Origin of the sequence: Agromyces lapidis, assembly GCF_009749405.1 — a bacterium.
GTDB classification, from domain to species: Bacteria; Actinomycetota; Actinomycetes; order Actinomycetales; family Microbacteriaceae; genus Agromyces; species Agromyces lapidis.
This window is the reverse complement of record NZ_WBIQ01000012.1, coordinates 1-5,882: the sequence shown is the minus strand read 5'-3', so window position 1 is coordinate 5,882 and position 5,882 is coordinate 1. Positions and strand designations below refer to the sequence as shown.

Here is a 5,882-nt window from a genome sequence, read left to right as displayed (position 1 = left end):
GGTTCGTGTTAAAGGCGAAGAGCCGCCCACGTGGTGGGCGGCTCTTCGTAATGTTTGTCCGGCGGTGTCCTACTCTCCCACAGGGTCCCCCCTGCAGTACCATCGGCGCTGCGAGTCTTAGCTTCCGGGTTCGGAATGTGTCCGGGCGTTTCCCTCGCGCTATGGCCGCCGAAACTCTAGGACCAACTGGTCACACCGGGGGTGTGGGTTGGTGGTTTCGGTGGACCCCTCACCGTGGTGGGGGTCGTATTGAGTTACGTGTGTTTCCGTCTGAAGGGAACCACAGAGTGGACGCGAGAAATCTTGGGCCACGCACACGGCCTTTACTTGAATGAGTTCAAATCGTGTGAGTGTAGTGATTATCAAGTTATCGGCTTATTAGTACCGGTCAGCTCCGACAGTCTTTAGTCCTGTCTTCCACATCCGGCCTATCAACCCAGTCGTCTGGCTGGGAGCCTCTCCCCCGAAGGGATGGAAATCTCATCTTGAGGCCGGCTTCCCGCTTAGATGCTTTCAGCGGTTATCCATTCCGAACGTAGCTAACCAGCGGTGCTCCTGGCGGAACAACTGGCACACCAGAGGTTCGTCCAACCCGGTCCTCTCGTACTAGGGTCAGATCCTCTCAAATTTCCTGCGCGCGCAGAGGATAGGGACCGAACTGTCTCACGACGTTCTAAACCCAGCTCGCGTACCGCTTTAATGGGCGAACAGCCCAACCCTTGGGACCTACTCCAGCCCCAGGATGCGACGAGCCGACATCGAGGTGCCAAACCATGCCGTCGATATGGACTCTTGGGCAAGATCAGCCTGTTATCCCCGAGGTACCTTTTATCCGTTGAGCGACAGCGCTTCCACAAGCCACTGCCGGATCACTAGTCCCGACTTTCGTCCCTGCTCGACCTGTCAGTCTCACAGTCAAGCTCCCTTGTGCACTTACACTCGCCACCTGATTGCCAACCAGGTTGAGGGAACCTTTGGGCGCCTCCGTTACTTTTTGGGAGGCAACCGCCCCAGTTAAACTACCCACCAGGCACTGTCCCTGAACCGGATCACGGTTCGAAGTTAGATATCCAGAGTGACCAGAGTGGTATTTCAACAATGACTCCACCGACACTAGCGTGCCAGCTTCACAGTCTCCCACCTATCCTACACAAGCCACACCGAACACCAATACCAAGCTGTAGTAAAGGTCACGGGGTCTTTCCGTCCTTCTGCGCGTAACGAGCATCTTTACTCGTAATGCAATTTCGCCGAGTTCGCGGTTGAGACAGCTGGGAAGTCGTTACGCCATTCGTGCAGGTCGGAACTTACCCGACAAGGAATTTCGCTACCTTAGGATGGTTATAGTTACCACCGCCGTTTACTGGGGCTTAAATTCTCAGCTTCGCCTTGCGGCTAACCGGTCCTCTTAACCTTCCAGCACCGGGCAGGCGTCAGTCCGTATACATCGTCTTGCGACTTGGCACGGACCTGTGTTTTTAGTAAACAGTCGCTTCCCACTGGTCTCTGCGGCCTTCAAACGCTTTCGGAGCAAGTCCTAATACGCCTCAGGCCCCCCTTCTCCCGAAGTTACGGGGGCATTTTGCCGAGTTCCTTAACCACGATTCTCTCGATCTCCTTAGTATTCTCTACCTGACCACCTGAGTCGGTTTGGGGTACGGGCGGCTGGAACCTCGCGTCGATGCTTTTCTCGGCAGCATAGGATCACCCACTTTTCATCCGCATCGCGTCTCAGCCTTGATGAGCGACGGATTTGCCTATCGCTCGGCCTACACGCTTGCCCCGGGTCAACCATCGCCCGGGCTGGGCTACCTTCCTGCGTCACACCTGTTAATACGCTCACTCCACCAGATGGGGTCGCATGCCGCCTCACGATCGTCCCCGAAGGGATCCACGCGTCTTGGGATGCTTAGCACTCCTGATTTCATGTGGGCGGTTCTTCGCCGGTACGGGAATATCAACCCGTTGTCCATCGACTACGCCTGTCGGCCTCGCCTTAGGTCCCGACTTACCCAGGGCAGATTAGCTTGACCCTGGAACCCTTGGTCTTCCGGAGGACGGGTTTCTCACCCGTCTTTCGCTACTCATGCCTGCATTCTCACTCGTGTGCCGTCCACGGCTGGTTTACACCGCCGCTTCACCCGGCACACGACGCTCTCCTACCCATCAACACGGCTGGACCACGAAGGCCTACCACAAATGTCAATGCCACAACTTCGGTGGCGTGCTTGAGCCCCGTTACATTGTCGGCGCGGAATCACTTGACCAGTGAGCTATTACGCACTCTTTCAAGGGTGGCTGCTTCTAAGCCAACCTCCTGGTTGTCTGTGCAACTCCACATCCTTTCCCACTTAGCACGCGCTTAGGGACCTTAGTTGGTGGTCTGGGTTGTTTCCCTCTCGACGATGAAGCTTATCCCCCACCGTCTCACTGCTGCGCTCTCACTTACCGGCATTCGGAGTTTGGCTGACGTCAGTAACCTGTTGAGGCCCATCGGCCATCCAGTAGCTCTACCTCCGGCAAGAAACACGCAACGCTGCACCTAAATGCATTTCGGAGAGAACCAGCTATCACGAAGTTTGATTGGCCTTTCACCCCTATCCACAGCTCATCCCCTCCATTTTCAACTGAAGTGGGTTCGGTCCTCCACGACGTCTTACCGTCGCTTCAACCTGGCCATGGATAGATCACTTCGCTTCGGGTCTAGGACCTGCGACTGAATCGCCCTATTCAGACTCGCTTTCGCTACGGCTGCCCCTCACGGGTTAACCTCGCCACAGATCACTAACTCGCAGGCTCATTCTTCAAAAGGCACGCTGTCACCCCAACAAGGAGGCTCCAACGGTTTGTAAGCAAACGGTTTCAGGTACTATTTCACTCCCCTCCCGGGGTACTTTTCACCTTTCCCTCACGGTACTTGTCCGCTATCGGTCATCTGGGAGTATTTAGGCTTATCAGGTGGTCCTGACAGATTCACGCGGGATTTCTCGGGCCCCGCGCTACTTGGGATACCTCTCCGGCCGGCCAGGCATTTCGACTACGGGACTCACACCCACTCCGGTCCGCCTTTCAATGCGGTTCGTCTATACCTGACGCGTCACCGTGACTGCACGGCAGTACAGTCCGAAAGGTCCCACAACCCCGATCATGCAACCCCTGCCGGGTATCACACATGACCGGTTTAGCCTCTTCCGCGTTCGCTCGCCACTACTTACGGAATCACGGTTGTTTTCTCTTCCTGTGGGTACTGAGATGTTTCACTTCCCCACGTTCCCTCTACCCGCCCTATATATTCAGGCGGGAGTCACCAGGTCACCCAAAGGGCCTGGCGGGGTTTCCCCATTCGGAAATCCTCGGATCACAGCTCGTTTATCAGCTCCCCGAGGCTTATCGCAGATTACGACGTCCTTCTTCGGCTCCAGATGCCAAGGCATCCACCGTTTGCTCTTAGAAACTTGAAATCACATGAGTTTGAATCGATCGCGCACCCGAAAGGTGCGAGATTGACCAATGATTAGTCAGACACACCCCGAAGGGCATGCCATCGAAATCTTTGTGAAACAGCCCGAAGGGCTGCTTCTAAGATGCTCGCGTCCACTATGTAGTTCTCAACAGACGGCCAGAACCCCCACACCCACCGAATCAGAATCCATCGGCTTCGTGAAGGTCTGAAGAAACCATCACCCCCAGGCCGAAACCCGGGAAGTTGTCCGGTCCCTCAGGACCCAACAGCGTGCACGTACCCGCCCAGCCTGACCCCGAGCATTCCAACCACCGAAGTGGCGTACTAACCCTGAATCATTCAGACGAGCACCTATGTCAATGTTCCACCCATGAGCAACCAGCAAGACACAGTCGGTCTTGATCTGGCGCACTGCGGAAACCCGAAGGCTTCCGAGTTGCTCCTTAGAAAGGAGGTGATCCAGCCGCACCTTCCGGTACGGCTACCTTGTTACGACTTAGTCCTAATCACCGATCCCACCTTCGACGGCTCCCTCCACAAGGGTTAGGCCACCGGCTTCGGGTGTTACCGACTTTCATGACTTGACGGGCGGTGTGTACAAGGCCCGGGAACGTATTCACCGCAGCGTTGCTGATCTGCGATTACTAGCGACTCCGACTTCATGAGGTCGAGTTGCAGACCTCAATCCGAACTGAGACCGGCTTTTTGGGATTCGCTCCGCCTTACGACATCGCAGCCCTTTGTACCGGCCATTGTAGCATGCGTGAAGCCCAAGACATAAGGGGCATGATGATTTGACGTCATCCCCACCTTCCTCCGAGTTGACCCCGGCAGTCTCACATGAGTTCCCACCATTACGTGCTGGCAACATGCGACGAGGGTTGCGCTCGTTGCGGGACTTAACCCAACATCTCACGACACGAGCTGACGACAACCATGCACCACCTGTTCACGAGTGTCCAAAGAGTTGACCATTTCTGGCCCGTTCTCGTGTATGTCAAGCCTTGGTAAGGTTCTTCGCGTTGCATCGAATTAATCCGCATGCTCCGCCGCTTGTGCGGGCCCCCGTCAATTCCTTTGAGTTTTAGCCTTGCGGCCGTACTCCCCAGGCGGGGCGCTTAATGCGTTAGCTACGACACGGAAACCGTGGAAAGGTCCCCACATCTAGCGCCCAACGTTTACGGCGTGGACTACCAGGGTATCTAATCCTGTTCGCTCCCCACGCTTTCGCTCCTCAGCGTCAGTTACGGCCCAGAGAACTGCCTTCGCCATCGGTGTTCCTCCTGATATCTGCGCATTCCACCGCTACACCAGGAATTCCATTCTCCCCTACCGCACTCAAGTCTGCCCGTACCCACTGCAGGCTAGAGGTTGAGCCTCTAGTTTTCACAGCAGACGCGACAAACCGCCTACGAGCTCTTTACGCCCAATAATTCCGGACAACGCTCGGACCCTACGTATTACCGCGGCTGCTGGCACGTAGTTAGCCGGTCCTTTTTCTGCAGGTACCGTCAAGCCGAAGCCCTTCTTCCCTACTAAAAGCGGTTTACAACCCGAAGGCCGTCATCCCGCACGCGGCGTTGCTGCATCAGGCTTGCGCCCATTGTGCAATATTCCCCACTGCTGCCTCCCGTAGGAGTCTGGGCCGTGTCTCAGTCCCAGTGTGGCCGGTCACCCTCTCAGGCCGGCTACCCGTCGACGCCTTGGTGAGCCATTACCTCACCAACAAGCTGATAGGCCGCGAGTCCATCCCAGACCGAAAAACTTTCCACCCCAGATCATGCGATCCGAGGTCCTATCCGGTATTAGACGTCGTTTCCAACGCTTATCCCAGAGTCCAGGGCAGGTTACTCACGTGTTACTCACCCGTTCGCCACTAATCCACCAGAGCAAGCTCCAGCTTCATCGTTCGACTTGCATGTGTTAAGCACGCCGCCAGCGTTCGTCCTGAGCCAGGATCAAACTCTCCAAAAAAAATGGTTCCCAACACCGAAGTGTCAGGGAGTTCAATCTCTGACAGAGAAACAACTGACTTCAAAAATCAAATTGTCCATCAATCAAAGGAATCCCACCGGCCGAAACCGGTTGGGGTTCAATAAATTGGCATTGAACATAGTGCACGCTGTTGAGTTCTCAAGGAACGGACGCACCAGAGTCAGACACCCGAACACACGCCGGGCCCGCCCTCAGGGCAACCTGTAAAACATACCACCAAACCAGCCCGCCGCAAACACGACCAACCACAACTCCGAAGAGCCACAATCACTGGAAGGGGTTTCTCATCCTAGACTTGAAATCACCGAGTCGCAATCCTGCGCCTTCGAGGTTATTTGGCTAGAACCACCACCGCTCGACCCGGGCCCCACTCTCGCGCTTCCCGGCCGCCGCGGCGACAAGAGAAAATCTACGCGACCACCCC

The 5,882-nt window shown here is 55.9% G+C and carries 3 rRNA genes; all 3 read right to left on the bottom strand.

Annotated features, from left to right (window positions below):
• Nucleotides 1–56: 56 nt before the first annotated feature.
• Nucleotides 57–173: ribosomal RNA gene (rrf, locus tag GQQ93_RS17755) — 5S ribosomal RNA — on the bottom strand.
• Between the two features lie 185 nt (nt 174–358).
• A 23S ribosomal RNA gene (locus tag GQQ93_RS17750) occupies nt 359–3,461 on the bottom strand.
• 449 nt (nt 3,462–3,910) lie between these two features.
• A 16S ribosomal RNA gene (locus tag GQQ93_RS17745) occupies nt 3,911–5,437 on the bottom strand.
• Together the 16S, 23S and 5S rRNA genes form the textbook arrangement of a ribosomal RNA operon.
• Nucleotides 5,438–5,882 lie beyond the last annotated feature (445 nt).